General features: G+C 73.3%; 13 protein-coding genes and 2 pseudogenes. 5 read left to right on the forward strand and 10 right to left on the reverse strand.

The annotated features are described in order from the left end of the window. Positions 1–114: 114 nt before the first annotated feature. Both VIM19_11100 and VIM19_11105 read right to left on the reverse strand, forming a co-directional pair. Positions 115–1,281, reverse strand: a complete 1,167-nt coding sequence (locus VIM19_11100) for a homoserine O-acetyltransferase (GenBank protein ID HEY5185427.1) — start codon at positions 1,279–1,281, stop codon at positions 115–117. 10 nt (positions 1,282–1,291) lie between these two features. After that, positions 1,292–2,593, reverse strand: coding sequence for a bifunctional o-acetylhomoserine/o-acetylserine sulfhydrylase (locus tag VIM19_11105; GenBank protein ID HEY5185428.1), 1,302 nt, complete (start codon positions 2,591–2,593; stop codon positions 1,292–1,294). Between the two features lie 340 nt (positions 2,594–2,933). Here VIM19_11105 and VIM19_11110 point away from each other — a divergent pair. Both VIM19_11110 and VIM19_11115 read left to right on the forward strand, forming a co-directional pair. After that, a pseudogene (locus VIM19_11110) lies at positions 2,934–3,746 on the forward strand (patatin-like phospholipase family protein). 1,156 nt (positions 3,747–4,902) lie between these two features. Beyond that, a complete protein-coding gene (locus tag VIM19_11115; GenBank protein HEY5185429.1) occupies positions 4,903–5,724 on the forward strand; it encodes a hypothetical protein in 822 nt (273 codons plus the stop codon). 19 nt (positions 5,725–5,743) lie between these two features. On the opposite strand, the gene VIM19_11120 is transcribed toward VIM19_11115, so the two are convergent. The 6 genes and pseudogenes from VIM19_11120 to VIM19_11145 all read right to left on the reverse strand — a co-directional run bounded on the left by VIM19_11120 (position 5,744) and on the right by VIM19_11145 (position 10,954). After that, the gene (locus tag VIM19_11120; GenBank protein HEY5185430.1) at positions 5,744–6,223 is read right to left on the reverse strand and encodes a GreA/GreB family elongation factor; all 480 of its coding nucleotides are present in this window, start codon (positions 6,221–6,223) and stop codon (positions 5,744–5,746) included. Positions 6,224–6,247: 24 nt separating this feature from the next. Further along, positions 6,248–7,250 (reverse strand): annotated as a pseudogene (locus VIM19_11125) (TerC family protein). A 166-nt stretch (positions 7,251–7,416) separates the two neighbouring features. Further along, the gene (locus VIM19_11130) at positions 7,417–8,451 is read right to left on the reverse strand and encodes a DUF4192 domain-containing protein (protein HEY5185431.1); all 1,035 of its coding nucleotides are present in this window, start codon (positions 8,449–8,451) and stop codon (positions 7,417–7,419) included. 84 nt (positions 8,452–8,535) lie between these two features. After that, positions 8,536–9,738, reverse strand: a complete 1,203-nt coding sequence (gene rocD / locus VIM19_11135; GenBank protein ID HEY5185432.1) for an ornithine--oxo-acid transaminase — start codon at positions 9,736–9,738, stop codon at positions 8,536–8,538. Between the two features lie 21 nt (positions 9,739–9,759). Then, positions 9,760–10,041 (reverse strand): hypothetical protein, encoded by a 282-nt coding sequence (locus VIM19_11140; GenBank protein HEY5185433.1) that lies wholly within the window; start codon positions 10,039–10,041, stop codon positions 9,760–9,762. Positions 10,042–10,078: 37 nt separating this feature from the next. Further along, positions 10,079–10,954 carry a CAP domain-containing protein gene (locus tag VIM19_11145; GenBank protein HEY5185434.1) on the reverse strand — a complete coding sequence of 292 codons (876 nt, stop codon included), beginning with the start codon at positions 10,952–10,954 and terminating at the stop codon, positions 10,079–10,081. A gap of 141 nt (positions 10,955–11,095) precedes the next feature. Here VIM19_11145 and VIM19_11150 point away from each other — a divergent pair, with 141 nt between their 5' ends. Together VIM19_11150 and VIM19_11155 are read left to right on the forward strand one after the other, a co-directional pair. Beyond that, complete coding sequence (locus VIM19_11150; protein HEY5185435.1) at positions 11,096–12,631, forward strand: ATP-dependent DNA ligase; 1,536 nt, start codon at positions 11,096–11,098, stop codon at positions 12,629–12,631. Between the two features lie 47 nt (positions 12,632–12,678). Further along, a complete protein-coding gene (locus VIM19_11155) occupies positions 12,679–13,317 on the forward strand; it encodes a VOC family protein (GenBank protein HEY5185436.1) in 639 nt (212 codons plus the stop codon). A gap of 10 nt (positions 13,318–13,327) precedes the next feature. Here the strand turns inward: VIM19_11155 and VIM19_11160 are convergent, their stop codons facing one another. Then, positions 13,328–14,101, reverse strand: a complete 774-nt coding sequence (locus tag VIM19_11160) for an SGNH/GDSL hydrolase family protein (protein HEY5185437.1) — start codon at positions 14,099–14,101, stop codon at positions 13,328–13,330. Positions 14,102–14,160: 59 nt separating this feature from the next. Here VIM19_11160 and arfB point away from each other — a divergent pair, with 59 nt between their 5' ends. Further along, complete coding sequence (gene arfB, locus VIM19_11165; protein HEY5185438.1) at positions 14,161–14,589, forward strand: alternative ribosome rescue aminoacyl-tRNA hydrolase ArfB; 429 nt, start codon at positions 14,161–14,163, stop codon at positions 14,587–14,589. A 442-nt stretch (positions 14,590–15,031) separates the two neighbouring features. Here arfB and VIM19_11170 read toward each other — a convergent pair whose 3' ends face one another. Further along, positions 15,032–15,796, reverse strand: a complete 765-nt coding sequence (locus VIM19_11170) for an aminotransferase class I/II-fold pyridoxal phosphate-dependent enzyme (protein ID HEY5185439.1) — start codon at positions 15,794–15,796, stop codon at positions 15,032–15,034. Positions 15,797–15,889: the final 93 nt, after the last annotated feature.

Below are 15,889 nucleotides of genomic sequence, written 5' to 3' on the forward strand. Positions count from 1 at the left end.
GCAGGCCGGGTTCTTCCCCGCCGATGGCGCCGTCCACGGGCAGATTCCGTCCCCTTATGGCGATCATGGGAAGGAGGGCCGGTCTGGGCCGGCCGGGCGCAGGGGTGGCGAGGGTCAGGCAGGAGCGGCTGGGGGGCGGGAGCTGAGCGATGTGGCGAGGGTTTCGCGGACCAGCCGGCCGACGGCGTCGATCTCGATGAGGAAGCCGTCGTGCCCGTACGGGGAGCCGATCACCTCTAGCTGGTCGCAGGTCGGGATCAGTTCGGCCAGCTCCTCCTGCAGCCGCAGCGGATACAGCCGGTCCGAGTCCACCCCGGCGACCACTGCCCTTGCTGTGATCCGAGCCAGTGCGGCCGCGACCCCACCACGCCCGCGGCCGATGTCGTGGGTGTTCATCGCCTCGGTCAGCACCGCGTAGGTCCCGGCGTCGAAGCGGCGCGCCAGCTTGTCGGCATGGTGGTCCAGGTAGGACTGCACCGCGTAGCGCCCGCCCCGCAGCGGGTCCTCGGTGCCCTGCGGGTCGCGCCCGAACCGGAGGTCCAGCTCGGTCTCGGAGCGGTACGACAAGTGGGCGATGCGCCGGGCCAGCCCCATGCCCTCGTGCGGGCCCTGCCCCGCCGGGGCGTCGTAGTAGTCCCCGCCCCGGAACCGCGGGTCCGAGCGGATCGCCATGACCTGAACGGACTGGGTGCCGATCTGGTCGGGGGTGACTGCGGCCCCGGCGGCGAGCAGTAGCAGGGCGCCCACCCGGGCCGGGTGCGCCACGGCCCACTCCAGCGCCCGCATGCCCCCCATCGACCCGCCGATCGCGGCGGCCCAGCGGTCGATGCCCAGCGCGTCCGCGAACGCGACCTCGACGGCGACCTGGTCCCGCACCGTGATCCGTGGGAACCGGGAGCCCCACGAGCGGCCGTCCGGGGCCGCCGACGACGGCCCCGTCGTCCCCTGGCAGCCTCCGAGCACGTTCGGCGACACCACGAACCACCGGTCGGTGTCGATCGGGGCGCCCGGCCCGATCAGTCCCTGCCACCACCCACCGGTCAGGTGTCCGGGCCCCTCGGGACCCACCACGTGCGAGTCGCCGGTGAGCGCGTGCAGCACGAGGACGGCGTTGGACCGCTGCTCGTCGAGGGTGCCCCAGGTCTCGTACGCCACCCGGACCGACGGCAGTCCGCCGCCGGCCTCGAGCGCGAGCGGCCCGAGGTCGACGAACTCGCGGGCACCCGGGTGGTCGCCCTCGCGCCAGGCGGCGCTGGCGGGAGGGGGGCCGTCGTAGGACAGGGGCATGGGCTCAGCCCTTCGCCGCGCGGAACCCGGCCTCGAGGTCGGCAAGGATGTCCTCGATGCCCTCGATGCCGACGGCCAGCCGGATCAGACCCGGGGTGACGCCGGTCGCCGCCTGCTCCTCCGGGGTGAGCTGGGAGTGCGTGGTCGACGCCGGGTGGATGACCAGCGACCGCACGTCCCCGATGTTCGCGACGTGGCTGTGCAGCGCGAGTGCGTCGACGAACCGCTTGCCCGCCTCGATGCCGCCCTTGATCTCGAAGGCCAGCACCGCGCCGGTGCCCTTCGGCGCGTACTTCCGGCCGCGCTCGTACCAGGGGGACGACGGCAGCCCCGCGTAGCTGACCGACTCGACCTCGTCGCGCTTGTCCAGCCACTCGGCCACCCGCTGCGCGTTGGCCACGTGCCGCTCGATGCGCAGGCTGAGGGTCTCCAGGCCCTGCGCGATGAGGAACGCGTTGAACGGAGCGACGGCCGGACCCAGGTCGCGCAGCAGCTGGACCCGGGCCTTGGTGATGTACGCGGCCGCGCCGAGCGCCTGCGCGTAGACCAGGCCGTGGTAGCTGGGGTCGGGGGTGTTGAACCCGGGGAACCGCTCCGGCGCGGCGGCCCAGTCGAAGGTGCCGCCGTCCACGATCACCCCGGCGACCGCCGTGCCGTGCCCGCCCAGGTACTTCGTGGCCGAGTGGACGACGATGTCGGCACCCCACTCGAACGGGCGGATCAGGTAGGGGGTGGCCACCGTGTTGTCGATGATCAGCGGGACGCCGTTCTCGTGCGCGACCGCGGCCACCGCCGAGATGTCGAGGATGTCGTTCTTCGGGTTGGAGATCGACTCGGCGAAGAACGCCTTGGTGTTCGGCCGGACGGCGCGGCGCCACGACTCCAGATCGTCCGGATCGTCGACGAAGGTGGCCTCGATGCCCAGATTCGCCAGCGTGTAGTGGAGCAGGTTGTAGGTGCCGCCGTACAGCGACGGAGAGGACACCACGTGGTCGCCCGCCTGGGCCAGGTTGAGGATCGCCAGCGTCGCGGCGGCCTGCCCACTGGACAGCAGCAGCGCGCCCACCCCGCCTTCGAGCGCGGCGATCCGCTGCTCCACGACGTCCTGCGTGGGGTTCATGATCCGCGTGTAGATGTTGCCCGGCTCGGTCAGCCCGAACAGCGCGGCGGCATGGTCGGTGTCCCGGAAGGTGTACGAGGTGGTCTGGTAGATCGGCAGCGCGCGGGCGTTGGTGGTGTCGTCGGGGATCTGCCCGGCGTGGATCTGCTTGGTCTCGAACGACCAGCCGGCCTGGGTGTCGGTCATGAGGGTCTCCGTGGGTGTGGGTGCGGGCGGTGGAGGTGCGGGGCTGGCGGGCAAACGCCGAGAAGACGACCCCGAGGGGGTCGCCTTCGTGTGTGCTGGGGGCGGGCCGGAAAGGTCAGGCCTGGCGCATGCAGCCACACGTCGCGCCGGCACACATTCGCGCACACAACATCGCCATCGCGCCCACGGGGCGGACGGCGGCGCGCGAAGCCGGGACGGTGGTCACGAAGTCGAGGATACGGACGGGGTCCGGGCGTGTCCATCCGTCGGCAGGGCCGTCTCAAATGCTGAGACGCCGCTAGACACCCCGTGCCGGTCGTGGGTGCGCCAGGATGGACGGGTGACCGGACGCGTCGCCTTCGTCCACGGCGGCGGGGGTCATCTGGGGCCCACGAGGTCGGGATGCTGCGCGCGCTCGTCGAGCGGTCTGTCGTCCCCGACCTCATCGTGGGCACCTCGATCGGAGCGATCAACGGGGCCTTCGTGGCCCGCCGAACCGACGGCCGCCGCGGTGCGGCGGCTCACCGAGGAATGGACCTCCATCCAGGACAGCGACGTCCTCGGCGGGTCAATGTTCAGCCGGCTGCAGACGCTGGCCCGCACCCGGACCCACGCCCACTCCAATGCGCCGCTGCGCCGGCTGCTGCGCGAGTCGCTTCCGGTGGACACCTTCGAGCAGCTCGCCGTGCCGTTCCAGTGCGTCGCCGCCGAGATCGAGTCGGCCACCGCCCGGTACTTCGACTCCGGGCCGCTCGTGCCCGCTGACCTGGCCTCCTGCGCCGTGCCTGGCATGCTGCCACCGGTCGAGATCGACGGCCAGCACTACATCGACGGGGGCGTGGTCGACTCAATCCCGCTGGGTCGCGCGGTCGAACTGGGCACCACCGAGATCTACGTCCTGCAGGTCGGGCGGGTGGAGCAGCCGCTCAGCGCGCCGCGGCGCCCCTGGGAGGTCGCCATGGTGGCCTTCGAGATCTCCCGCCGGCACCGGTTCGCGGGGGACCTCGACGCACTGCCGGACGGCGTCGTCGCGCACGTGCTCCCGACCGGTGAGGCGTTGCGCTACAACGACCCGGCCCAGCTGCGGTACCGAAACTTCTCCCAGATCGCCAGCCGGATCGCGCGGTCCTACCGGAGCGCCGAGGCCTACCTCGACGCCCTGCCGGGCGGTGCCGGGGGACGCTCTGGCTGCCTCCGTACTGGCTGCGCCGGCTGGTCATCGGTCCGGTCGTCATCCTGGCCGCAGTCGGCCTGGTCGCGTACGTGCCGCTGATCCTGCTGGCCGCGGCGCTGCTGTCGTACCAGCTGCCCGGCAGCTGGCGGGCCCTGCGGCTGGCCGGTTTCGGCATCGTCCACCTGCTCATGGAGCTGGTCGGGCTGACCGCGGCGTTCGGCCTGTGGGTGGGCAGCGGGTTCGGCTGGAAGCTGCGCTCCCCCTCTTTCGTCACGGCGCACTGCGCGCTGCTGCGCTGGTGCCTCCGCGCGCTCCACGCCGCGGGATGCCGCCTGTTCGTGCTCCGGATCGAGACCGACGGCCCACGGCTCGGGGACGACGGCAACCCGGCCACGCCCGAGCGGCCGCTGATCATCATGAGCCGGCAGGCCGGACCGGGCGACTCGTTCCTGCTCGTGCACGAGGTGCTCAGCTGGGCCGGCCGCCGGTCGCGCATCGTGCTCAAGGACACGCTGCAGCTGGACCCGTTCATCGACGTCGTCCTCAACCGGCTGCCCACCCGGTCCGTGCACACCGGGGGCGACGGCCGCGACGACGTGACCGCGGCGATCGCGGAGCTGTCCGCCACGATGGGAACGCTGGACGCCTTCCTGATCTTCCCGGAGGGCGGCGTCTTCACCGAGGGCCGCCGGGAGCGGGCCATCAGCTTTCTGCGGGAGCAGGGACGGCTGGGGCTGGCGGACCGGGCCGAGGCGATGCAGTACGTGCTGGCGCCCAAGCCCGGCGGGGTGCTCGCCGCGATCGCCGCGAACCCGCGGGCCGACGTCGTCCTGGTCGCGCACAGCGGGCTGGACGAGCTGGACCGCCTGCGCGACGTCTGGACGGCGATCCCGCAGCACAAAGTGCTGCACCTGGCCTGGGTTCGTGGAGCCGCACGACGGGGTGCCGGTCGGGCGGTCCGCGCAGGTGGAGTGGCTCTACGACGCATGGTCGGGCGTGGACGAGTGGATCGCCGTCCGGCGGGAGACCGACGCGTCGTAGCGACCGCCGACAGCCGGGTGATCTGTGGGGTCAAGCCCGCGGCAGCATCGACCGATACCCCGGACGACGGGTTACCCAGGCCGGTGGAGGTCCGATGTCCGCGGAGCTGTACGACGCTGAGATGGCTGGCGCGATCGCGCGCCCGGCGATCGACGTCCTGCCCGGCCGCAAGGCCGCCAAGCCGACGGCTCCGCCGCCCGAGGAGCCGGCCGGGGCGCTCGAGCCGCCCGCGGCGGAGGCCGTCGTGCCCCTGCTCGAGCCGCTGGCCGCGCCCGAGGCACCCGTGGACAGCGTCGCGGAGCCCGTCTCGGAGTTCACGCCGGACGCTGCCGACGCCGAGGACACCCCCCGCAAGTTCCTGGGCATGTCTTTGCGCCGGGCCCGCAAGGAGGCCGAGCCGGCCGCCACACCCGCCGACGAGGCCACCGAGGAGCGGCAGCCTGTGGTCGACGAGGAGTACCCCAACCCGTTCACCTCGCTCGCGCCAGCGGCTGACCCGGTCGAGGTGCCGGCCGTCGCCGAGCCGGCCAGCTTCGACCCGTCCGAGGAGACCCGCGCGCTGCGCTCGCTCCTCGATGCCAGCGAGCAGCAGCGAGCCGCTGCGGAGACCAGGGCGGCACAGGCCGTCGCGTACGCGCAGCAGGCGCAGTCGGCCATCCAGCAGGCCCAGGCCCAGGCGGCCGAGGCCGTGCAGAAGGCCGAGGCCCAGGCCCGCAGCAACGCCAACCAGGCCCAGGACTGGCAGATCCGGCACCGTGAGGCCGAGTCCACCATCGCCGAGCTGGCTCAGTCGGTGGCCAACGCGGAGTCCCGGCTGGCCGACCAACGCGACCAGCTGAACGCACTGACCGCCGAGCGGGACGAACTGCTGGCCGCCCTCGAGGACGCCACCAGCCCGGACCGCGCCCAGGCCTGACCGGCCTGATCCGGCCCGGTCAGGCGACCGCCGCGACGTCCACCAGGTCCACCACCCGCGCCGAGTAGGTGCCCGCGGGCGCCTGCACGACCACGGTCTGGCCCACGCGTGCCCCGAGCAGCGCCACCGCGACCGGCGACTCGCAGGACACCCGCTCGTCGTCGAGGAACGCCTCGGCGGGGTGGACGATCCGCAGCCGCTCCCGGGTGCCGTCGGAAACCTCGATCACGACCCGCGACCCCTGCTGCACGATGCGCGGGTCGGGCTCGGGCAGCCGCTCAGCGGCGGCGAGCAGCGCCTCGATGGCGTCCGCCTCGCCCAGCACGCGCTCGAAGTCGCTGACCAGCCGCTCGTCACGCTGCGGGTCGGCCAGCAGCGAGCCCAGGTCGACCAGGGTCTCCTTCCGCAGTCGCTGAAGTCGTTGCTCCAGCAGCCTGCGTCCGTCGTCCGTGAGTGCGGGGACGGCGGCGCGGCTGGCTCGTACGACGGTCTTGGCCATGACTCCTCCTTGGGATGGGAACGTTCAGGAGCCGACGACAGTGCCGGCGGGGGCGGGTTCGTTCGGATGGGCGGCGTCAGAGGTCGGCTCGACGACCGGCCGCTGGCCGCGGGTGATCAGCAGGCTGGCGGTGACCGAGACGGCGATGATTCCGTCGACCACGGCCAGTGCTGCCGAGGTCGGGATCTTGACACGTCGTGCAGCAGCATCTTCGCGCCGACCCAGACCAGGACGAGCGCGAGCCCGAGCTTGAGGTGGACGAACCGGTGCATGAGGTCCGCCAGCAGGAAGTACATGGCCCGCAGCCCCAGGATCGCGAAGGCGTTGGACGTGAACACCAGGAACGGCGCCTGGGTGACCGCGAAGATGGCGGGGATCGAGTCCACCGCGACGACGATTTCGGTGACCTCGACGAGGACCAGGACGGCCAGCAGCGGGGTGGCCAGCCGCCGCCCGTCGACCCGGGTCCAGAACCGGGCCCCGTCGTTGGTCTCGGAGGAGGGCACCAGCCGTCGGAACAGCCGAAGCGTGCGACTGTGCGACGGGTCGACGTGCTCGCTGCGCTGGCGGGCCATCGTGATGCCGCTGAACACCAGCAACGCCCCGATCAGGTACAGGACCCAGGCGAAGCTGGCGATCAGGGCCGAGCCGGCCGCGATGAACGCCGCCCGCAGCACGAGCGCGCCGATCACCCCGTAGAGCCGATCACCCCGTAGAACAGCACCCGGTGCTGGTACGTACGGGGCGCCGCGAAGTAGCCGAAGATGATCGCGAAGACAAAGACGTTGTCCACGGCCAGCGACTTCTCGATCACATAGCCGGCGAGGTACTGCGCGCCCAGGTCAGCGCCGTACTGCCACCAGACCACGCCGCCGAAGGCGACACCGAGCGCGACCCAGACGGCCGACCAGGCGGCGGCCTCCTTGACGCCGACCACGTGCGCGTCGCGGTGGCTGAACAGGTCGACCGCGAGCATCGTCAGGATGACGGCCAGCACCGCGGCCCAGGACCAGATGGGGACATCCACTGTGGGGAACCTCCGGAATCGTCGTCAACGATCCGGTCTCCCCCAAGCCCCACGTCACTCGTGGGACCCGCCCGCCGGGCTTGCGCCGTAGTGACGACGGGACGACTTCCGGCGTACTCCCCTTCACCAGTCCACCCCGAGAGGGCTGGGCAGCCGTCAACTCGAGTCAGCTCGAGCGGCGGCCGGCCCTGGCCCCCCGCAGCCGGCGCCGCGACTCCCGGGCCGAGCGCACCAGCACCCGGCGGACGTCCGCCGGCGGGAAGCCGTTCGCCAGCAGCACGGACAGCTGCGCGGCCAGCAGGTGGTCGGGGTCGTCGGTCTGGGCCCGTTCGAGGGCCACCGCGGCGAGCACCCCCTCACCGGCCAGGTAGGCGGCCACGGCGACCAGCACCGCCGCGGGGGCCACGTACCCGTCGGGGGCGCAGCGGGTCAGCTCCGCCCACAGCCGCGCGGCCGCGTCCGCGTCGGCCCGCACCGAGGTGTCCAGTAGGCAGTCGCGGACCCGGAAGTCGGCGATCGCGGCCAGGCACCGCGCCGCCAGCGCGGGAGCGACCGAACCGTCGGGGACGCGGCGGATCGCCGCCCGGACCACGTCGAGGTCGTCCGCCGGGTTGCCGTCCGGCACCCGGTCCAGCTCGGCCCGGACGGCCGCCCGCCGCTCGGGCGGGTCGGCGGCGAGCCGGTCCGCCACCTGCTCGCGGGCCGGCTCCACAGCGAGCCCGAGATACGCCAGCGTGGCCTCGCCGACCGTCGTGCCGGCCTCCGGCAGCGGCCGGCCCCCGGGCGGGCAACAGGTGGGATCGTCGCACAGCAGCGACGTCCAGCGCCCGCTGTGGACCTGCAGGACGTCGAGCAGCCGGACTCCTTCCGCCTCGAGCCGGCTGCCGACGGACCAGGCCGCCGCCTGTTCGCCGACAGCGCCGAACAGGATGAGCGCCGCGGAGTCGCCGCCGGACCGGCGGGTGGCACCGGCCAGCTGGGCCTGCACCCGCGGGGTGAGCCCGCCCAGGTCGCCCCGCTGGATGAGCACCACCTCGTGGCAGACGCCGCCCAGGACCACGACCACGAGGCTGTCGACCGGGACGAAGCCGAGCAGGTAGGGCACCGCGGCGATGAGCTCGCCCGGGCTTCTGACCCACACCCGTTCGGGGGCCAGCCGGACAGCGGTGGAACCGTCATGAGACTGCTTGTCGTAGGTCATGCCGACGAGCCTGCGGGCGGCACCGCCCGGAGCTCCGGCCGTGGATCCGCGCTGTGGACGAACCCGGGCTGTGGACGGCGAGCGTCAGCGAAGGGCGCTCAGCACCCGGTCGACGCCCCAGTCCAGGTCGGCCTCGTCGATGACGAGTGGCGGGGCCAGCCGCAGCGTCGTGTGGTGGGTGTCCTTGACCAGGACCCCCGCCCGGAGGAGCTCCTCGCACCGCGCCCGGGCCTCCCCGGCGCCGGGCAGCAGCTCGATGCCGGCCCACAGCCCCACGCCGCGGACCTCCTTGACCGTGTCCGGGGCCTCGTCGCGCAGCCGGGCCAGCATCCGCGCCCCCAGCTCGGCGGAACGCTGCTGGAACTCCCCCGTTCGCAGCATCGCGATCACCTCGCGGCCCACCGCGGCGGCCAGCGGGTTGCCGCCGAACGTGGAGCCGTGCTCGCCGGGGTGGATCACCCCGACGACTTCTCGGCGTCCGACCACAGCCGACACCGGGAGCACCCCGCCTCCGAGCGCCTTGCCAAGTACGTACAGGTCGGGCTGCACGCCCTCGTGCTCGCAGGCGAAGGTCTTGCCGGTGCGGCCCAGCCCGGACTGGACCTCGTCGGCCACGAGCAGCACGCCGCGCTCGTCGCACTGCTGCCGGGCGGCCGTGAGGTACCCCGCCGGCGGCACGATCACGCCGGCCTCGCCCTGCACCGGCTCGACCAGGAAGGCCACCACGTCGTCGTCGGCCAGCGCCGCCCGCAGCGCCTCCAGGTCGCCGTACGGCACGGTGTCGAACCCGGGCGTGTACGGCCCGAAGTCGTCCCGGGCGGTCGGGTCGGTGGAGAAGGACACGATGGTCGTCGTCCGGCCGTGGAAGTTGCCGGCGCAGGTGACGATCCGGGCCCGGTCCCTCGGGACCCCCTTGACGCGGTACCCCCAGGCGCGGGCGATCTTGATCGCGGTCTCGACCGCCTCGGCGCCGGTGTTCATGGGCAGCACCATGTCGAGGCCGGCCAGGTCGGCCAGCTCCTCACAGAACGGGCCGAGCTGGTCGTGGTAGAACGCCCGGGAGGTGAGGGCCACCCGGTGCAGCTGCGCCTCCAGTGCGGCGATGACCCGGGGGTGCCCGTGCCCGAAGTTCAGTGCGCTGTACGCCGAGAGCATGTCCAGGTAGCGCTTGCCGTTGACGTCGGTGACCCAGGCGCCCTCCGCCTCGGACACGACCACGGCCAGCGGATGGTAGTTGTGGGCGCCGTGCGCCTCCTCCGACGCGATCATCTGCGCAGCACGATCCATGGCCCTCACCCTACGACTGGTTCACACGCCGTTTCCGTAGTCGGCTCCGGCGATTGCGTCGACGACGGCGTCCTCGTCGAAGTCCTCCGAGCCGGGGATGGTGGGGACGAAGCCGACCAGCACGCCGTCGAGCATCACCTGGGCCTCCAGACCGGCCGCGCCATCGGTGTCCCAGATCGCCTCACGGCCGTCCGGCAGGACGACCCGGACGCCGAACCGAAAGGCCGCCGGGCGCGCCACGTGGGCGAACACGTCACGCTCTCGCAGCCGCCCCACCACACGCTCCGCAATCTCCTCCTGCATGCCCGTAGTGTGTCAGGAGGGTCTCAGCCGGCGGGAGTCAGGCCGCTGTCTTCGCGAGCGCGGTGAGCGTGTCCTGGTCGAGGACCCCGCTAGTCGCCAGTCCCGAACCGCACTGGAAGCCGGTCACCAGCCGCTGCAGCTGCTCGACCTGACGCACGGTGTGCTCCTCGTCGATCAGCTGCTGGATGCTGGTGGCCACCTGAGGGGTGGCCGCGCAGGTGATGTCCCGCTTCGGGGCCGGAGCCGGGGCCGGCGGCGCGGCGGTCGGCTTCGGGGCCGTCGACGCGGCTGTCGGCACGACCGGCGGCTGGGTCGGCGTCGCCGCGACCGGCTGGGGGCTCGGCGTGGCGCTCCTGACCGGGGCGGCCGCCGCCTTGCTGGCGGCCGTCTTCGTCGCGGCCGGTCGGGGCGCGGTCGTCGTGGTCGTCGTCTTGGTCGTCGTCTTGGCCGCGGTGCTCGCGGTGCTGCCGGCCGACCACGGCCGCCGGAACACCTCGGCCACCCACAGCACGCCGTCCTTGGCGACCACGGCGATGCCGATCTCGGTGAACCGGGCCGACAAGATGTTGGCCCGGTGTGCCGGGCTGTTCATGAAGGCCTGGTGAAGGGTCACCAGGTCCGGCCCGTAGCCCACGTTCTCGCCTGCCCACGCGTAGTTCTTCACATCCGTGGCCAGGTTCGGGTTGTGGTACAGCCGGTTCGAGGCGGCCATCCGCTGCGCCTGCCCCAGCGCGACCGCGACCAGGTCGGCCCGGACGGCGTACGGCGCCAGCCCGGCGGCCCGGCGGGAGGCGTTCACCGAGGCGACCATCGTGTCCCCGGGTGCCGCCTGCGCGGACGGGACTGCGACCAACGAGCCGAGCAGGGCGATCGCCAGGGCCAGCACGACTGTGCCGAGTCGGGAGCGGCTCACGGTGGGATCCGTTCGGTCGAGAGGCAGGCTCCTGTCCGGTTCGACCGGTTCACACGGGTCCCGTATCACCCGGATGGCGCAATCGCCCCGTGTGACGGGCGCCGGCCCCCCGCTGTCACCGGTGCCCGGCACAATCGGCACATGTTGCTCGCAGCGGTCGCCCAGACGTCAGACCTGGTCGCCGCCACTGCGTCGAGGTCCGCCAAGGTCGGGCTGGTGGCCGACCTGCTGCGCCGGGCCCGCCCTGGCGACGTGCCCGTCCTGGTGGCCTACCTCAGCGGCCAGCTGACCCAGCGCCGCAGCGGGGTCGGGTACGCCGCCCTGCGTGACCTTCCTGCTGCAGCGGAGACCGCGACCCTCGAGCTGCTCGAGGTCGACGGGGCCTTCGACCGGATCGCGGCGGTGAGCGGGGCCGGAGCCGCCCTGGAGCGCCGCCGGCAGCTGCACGACCTGCTGGCCAGGGCCACCGGCGGCGAGCAGCGGCTGCTGACCGGGCTGGTCAGCAGCGAGCTGCGCCAGGGGGCGCTCGAGGGGGTGCTGCTCGCGGCGGTGGCCACGGCCGGGGGCGTCGGCGAGCCGGCCGTGCGCGGCGCCGTGACGCTGGCGGGAGCGGTGGCGCCGGTGGCCGCAGCCGTGCTCGCTGAGGGGTCCGCCGGGCTGGCCCGGTTCCGACTGCGTCCCGGGCAGCCGCTGCGACCCATGCTCGCACAGTCCGCCGGGTCGGCGTCCGACGCGCTGGAGCGGGTCGGCGGGGTGGGCGGGCTGGAGTGGAAGCTCGACGGGATCCGGGTGCAGGTGCACCGGCTGGACGGCGAGGTGAGCGTGTTCACCCGCACCCTCGACGACATCACCGAGCGGGTGCCCGAGCTCGCTGAGGAGGTGCTGGCACTCCCTGGCTCATCGCTGGTGCTCGACGGTGAGGTGATCGCCCTGGCTCCGGACGGGCGGCCGCTTCCGTTCCAGGTGACCGGCAGCCGGGTCGGCCGCCGACTGGACGTGGCGGTGGCGCGGGAACGGGTCCCACTGTCGGCGTTCTTCTTCGACGCGCTGCACGTCGACGGCGACGACCTGGTGGCCGAGCGGGGCGACGGGCGGTGGGCCGCGCTCGAGGCTGCCGTCCCGGCGGCGCTGCGGGTGCCGCGGCTGGTCACCGGATCGGCCGAGGAGGCCGAGCGGTTCTTCGCGGCAGCGGTGGCACGCGGCCACGAGGGGGTGGTGGCCAAGTCGCTGAGCGTGCCGTACGCGCTGGGCCGGCGGGGCGCCGGCTGGGTGAAGGTGAAGCCGGTGCACACGCTCGACCTGGTCGTGCTCGCAGCCGAGTGGGGGCATGGCCGGCGCACCGGGGTGCTGTCCAACCTTCACCTGGGCGCGCGCGACCCGGACGGCAGCTACGGGCCGCCGGGCGGCTTCGTGATGCTGGGCAAGACCTTCAAAGGACTCACCGACGCGCTGCTGGCCTGGCAGACCGAACAGCTGCTGGCCCGGGCGGTCGACCAGGACCGGTCCCAGGTTCGGGTTCGGCCCGAGCTGGTCGTGGAGGTCGCCTTCGACGGGGTGCAGTCGTCCAGCCGGTACCCGTCCGGGCTCACCCTGCGGTTCGCCCGGGTGCTCCGGTACCGCCCGGACAAGACGGCGGCCGAGTCGGACACCGTCGCCGCCGTCCGTGCCCTGCACTGAGCACCCCCGGGGGTACCGGCTCCAGGAAGATGGTGAAGGATCGGGGTATGCGCCTCGATCACGTCTCGTACGCCACCAGTCCCGAGCACCTCGCAGACGTCGTCCAGCGCATCGGGGCACTGCTGGGAGCGCCGCTCACCGACGGTGGCCTGCACCCCCGCTTCGGCACCCGCAACTTCGTGCTTCCGGTGGCCCACGGGAAGTACCTCGAGGTGGTCGCCGCGCTCGACCACCCGGCGGCCGACCGGGCCCCGTTCGGACAGGCCGTGCGGCAGCGGGCCGAGCTCGGCGGTGGCTGGCTCGGCTGGGTGGTCGCGGTCGACGACCTGACCTCCGTGGAGCAGCGGCTCGGCCGGCCGGCGGTCGAGGGCAACCGGCACCGGCCGGACGGCTTCGACCTGCGCTGGCGACAGATCGGGGTGAAGGGTCTGATGGCCGACCCGCAGCTGCCGTTCTTCATCCAGTGGCTCACCGACGCCGAGCACCACCCGTCAGCCGGGGCCAGCGGTGACATCGCCATCGACCGGCTCGACTTGTGCGGGGACGAGGACGCCGTCGAGCTGTGGCTCGGTGGACCCACCAGCAACGTCGTGGACGGCCAGCGGATCGAGTGGGTGGACGACGAGGAGCCCGGCCTGGTCGCCGTCCACTTCAGCACCCCCCACGGCGTCGTCCGCATCGACTGACCGACTGGGGTCAGGGCGGGGTCAGGTCGGGGCGCTTGGAGCTGATGCCGTCACCGGACGACTTGCCCTGGACCCGTCGGACCAGCCACGGCGCGAAGTGCTGGCGCACCCACTGGGCGTCCTCACGCAGCGTCGCTGCGCGCGACGGCGGACCGACCGCACCGGCCACCGCCAGCGGCTCACGCCACGAGTCGTCCCCGTAGCCGAGCGACTCCAGGACGGCGCCAGCGACCCGGCGGTGTCCCTCACTCGAAAGGTGCAACCGATCCGGGCTCCACAGCCGCTGGTCGTCGAACACCTCGGCCTGCCACAGCGAGGCGACCCGGCACCCGTAGACCGATGCCGTCGTCTCGACGATCTCGTTCAGCGCGTGGATGCGCGGCATCAGCCGCTGCATGAGTCGGGACCGCCGGGAAGGGTCCACCCCGACGAACAGCAGCACCTCCGCCCCCGACTCGCGCAGCCGACGGACCGCGTCCTCGAGCTGCAGGCCCACCAGGGCCAGGTCCACCCGGGGCCGCAGGATGTCGTTCACCCCGCCGACCAGGCTGACCAGCGCGGGCCGCATCTCGACCGCCGCGGGTACCTGGTCGCGGACGACGTCGCCCAGCAGCCGCCCGCGCACGGCCAGGTTGGCGTACCGGAACCCGGGCTGCTGGGCCGCGAGCGACTCGGCGACCCGGTCGGCCCAGCCCCGGTAGCCGCCGTCGCCGCTCGGGTCGTCCAGCCCCTCGGTGAACGAGTCCCCCAGCGCGACGAAACTGTCCCAACTCCGGTCCGGCACCCCACGATTCTGGCAGGGCCCTCCAGCGCGGCAAGCGGCCAGCCCGGCAGACTGGGAGCGTGCCCGGCGACCTGCACGTCCGCGGCTCGGTCGACATCCCCGAGGCCGAGCTGTCCTGGCGCTTCTCCCGGTCCTCGGGCCCGGGCGGCCAGGGCGTCAACACGACCGACTCGCGCGTCGAGCTGCTGTACGACGTAGCGCACTCGCGGGCGCTCAGCCCGCTGCTGCGTCAGCGGGCGCTCGGCCGGCTGGCCGGTCGGCTGGTGGACGGTGTGCTGTCGGTCGCGGCGTCCGAGCACCGTTCCCAGCTGCGCAACCGCGAGGCGGCCGAGCGTCGCCTGGTCGAGGAGCTGGCCGCGGCGATCGCTCCTCCCCCACGAGCACGGCGACCGACCCGGGCCACCAAGGCCTCCGTCGAGAAGCGCATCGCCGGCAAGAAGCGGCGGTCCGAGGTCAAACGGCTGCGTCGGCCCGGCACCCCCGACTAGCGGGGACGGCGAGCCGGCCGGGCCGCCCGCCTGCCGGTGGGGCAGGGCGGACGCCATCAGACGCACGACCTCCTCGAGCAACGGGCGCGGCACCGCCGCGGTCAGCCGCACGTGCCCCGCCCTCTCCGGTCCGAAGTCGGTGCCGACGCCGAGTGCCACCCGCCGCCGCTCAAGGAACGCGGTGGCCGGGTCGACCTCCTCGTCCCCCTCGGGCCCGAGGGCACGGCAGTCCAGCCAGGCCAGGTAGGTGCCCTCCGGGCGGGTCCAGCGGACGTCGGGCAGGTGCTCGCTGACCAGCTCGTCGAGCCGGTCCGCGCCTGCGTCCAGGTAGCCCCGCAGTTCGGCCAGCCAGGGGCCACCGTGCTCCAGCGCCGCCTCGGTGGCCACCTGGCCGAACAGCGAAGGAGCCAGGGTCACCTCCTTCGGGAGGGCTCCGAGCAGCTCAGCTCCGCCGTCCGGTCCGCCAAGCAGCAACTCGCACTTCAGCCCGGCCAGGTTCCAGGCCTTGGACGCCGAGGCCAAGGTGACGGCCCCGTCGGGCCACCGGGTGGTCAAGCGAGGCGACCGGATGAAACCGCACGCCCTCGCGCACGAGGGGAGCGTGGATCTCGTCGGCGACCACCCGCACGCCGTAGCGGTCGGCTAGGTCGGCGGGGTCCAGCAGCTCGTCGACGCGCAGCACGGTGCCGGTGGGGTTGTGCGGGTTGCAGAGCCGGTGCACCCGGGCCCCGGACGCGTAGGCGGCCTCGACGGCCTGCAGGTCCGGCACCCAGCGCTCGTCGGCCCCTCGGACCAGGGCCACCCGCACCATGGGCCGGCCGGTGACGGCGAGCACATCAACGAACGGCGGGTAGCTGGGCGCGTCCACCACGACCGGCGCGCCGGTCGGCGCCGTCACCGCCAGCACCGCCTCCAGCCCGCGGACGACGTCCGGCACGACACGGGCCGCCGACGGGTCGACCTGGTGGCCACAGGCGCGCGTGGCAAAGCCGGCCCGGCCCGCGCCGTCCGGTTGCTGAACGGGTCCATGTAACCGGTGTCCGACCTTCGGACCAGGTCCGCCAAGGCCGCCCTCACCGGCTCTGCCCAGTGGCAGGTCCATCTCCGCCACCCAGGCCGGCAGCACGTCGGCTGGGTAGCGGCGCCACTTGGCGCTGTGGCGCTCGCGCAGCTCGGCGAGCGCGATCTCGTCCCAGGGGTGACTCATTGGTAGTCAGGGGCGCAGGAGCCGCGTAGCGGCCCTGGTTCCCCATCCCCCTTTCAAACCGTGCGTGCGGTTTTCCCGCACACGGCTTATCGA

Source organism: Actinomycetes bacterium, from assembly GCA_036510875.1.
GTDB lineage: Bacteria > Actinomycetota > Actinomycetes > Prado026 > Prado026 > DATCDE01.

Bases quoted from the DNA above. Each gene is read 5' to 3' on its own strand.
- VIM19_11105 (HEY5185428.1), bottom strand. From the start codon at position 2,593: ATGACCGACACCCAGGCCGGCTGGTCGTTCGAGACCAAGCAGATCCAC.
- VIM19_11115 (HEY5185429.1), top strand. From the start codon at position 4,903: ATGTCCGCGGAGCTGTACGACGCTGAGATGGCTGGCGCGATCGCGCGC.
- VIM19_11120 (HEY5185430.1), bottom strand. From the start codon at position 6,223: ATGGCCAAGACCGTCGTACGAGCCAGCCGCGCCGCCGTCCCCGCACTC.
- VIM19_11130 (HEY5185431.1), bottom strand. From the start codon at position 8,451: ATGACCTACGACAAGCAGTCTCATGACGGTTCCACCGCTGTCCGGCTG.
- rocD (HEY5185432.1), bottom strand. From the start codon at position 9,738: ATGGATCGTGCTGCGCAGATGATCGCGTCGGAGGAGGCGCACGGCGCC.
- VIM19_11140 (HEY5185433.1), bottom strand. From the start codon at position 10,041: ATGCAGGAGGAGATTGCGGAGCGTGTGGTGGGGCGGCTGCGAGAGCGT.
- VIM19_11150 (HEY5185435.1), top strand. From the start codon at position 11,096: ATGTTGCTCGCAGCGGTCGCCCAGACGTCAGACCTGGTCGCCGCCACT.
- VIM19_11155 (HEY5185436.1), top strand. From the start codon at position 12,679: ATGCGCCTCGATCACGTCTCGTACGCCACCAGTCCCGAGCACCTCGCA.
- VIM19_11170 (HEY5185439.1), bottom strand. From the start codon at position 15,796: ATGAGTCACCCCTGGGACGAGATCGCGCTCGCCGAGCTGCGCGAGCGC.